Origin of the sequence: Dactylosporangium cerinum, assembly GCF_042653625.1 — a bacterium.
Lineage (GTDB): Bacteria > Actinomycetota > Actinomycetes > Mycobacteriales > Micromonosporaceae > Dactylosporangium > Dactylosporangium cerinum.
The window spans coordinates 1-712 of record NZ_JBHSIU010000140.1 but is presented as its reverse complement, the minus strand read 5'-3'; the positions used below and the strand labels follow the sequence as shown (position 1 = coordinate 712).

General features: G+C 64.0%; 1 protein-coding gene. It reads left to right on the top strand.

The window, feature by feature from the left end; genetic code table 11:
• Positions 1-19 precede the first annotated feature (19 nt).
• A partial coding sequence (locus tag ACFPIJ_RS64385) for a UDP binding domain-containing protein (protein WP_380129446.1) occupies positions 20-712 on the top strand: 693 nt, incomplete at its 3' end.

Here is a 712-nt window from a genome sequence, read left to right as displayed (position 1 = left end):
GCTGATCAAGCGGCTCGGGGTGAAGGCCGATGTGGCGTTCTGCCCGGAGCGGATCGCTGAGGGCAAGGCGATGACGGAGCTGTTCGAGCTGCCGCAGATCGTCGCCGCCCGTAGTCCGGAGGCGGCGGAGCGGGCGGAGAAGCTGTTCCGGAACCTTGCGAGCCAGATCGTGCGGCTGGAGCCGGAAGAGGCTGAGCTGGCGAAGTTGTTCACGAACACGTGGCGGTACATCAAGTTCGCCGCGGCGAATCAGTTCTGGATGATGTCGAACGATTTCGGGCTGGATTTCGAGCGGATCCGGCATGCGATCCGGTTCCAGTACCCGCGGGCGTCGGACATGCCGGGGGCGGGGTTCGCGGCGGGGCCGTGTCTGTTGAAGGACACGATGCAGCTGGCGGCGTTCACGAACAACACGTTCGTGCTCGGGCACAGCGCGATGCTGATCAACGAGGGTCTGCCGTTGTATGTGGTGTCGAAGTTGCAGGAGCGGTTCGACCTGTCGGAGATGACGGTCGGCATCCTGGGTATGGCGTTCAAGGGTGGCAGTGACGACATCCGGGAGTCCCTGGCGTACAAGTTGCGCAAGGTCGTCATGCTCAAGGCCAAGGAAACGCTGTGCAGCGACCCGTACGTCAAGGACGACCGGTTCGTGTCCCAGGACGAGGTCCTGACCAGGGCCGATCTGCTGATCATCGCGGCGCCGCACCCCGAG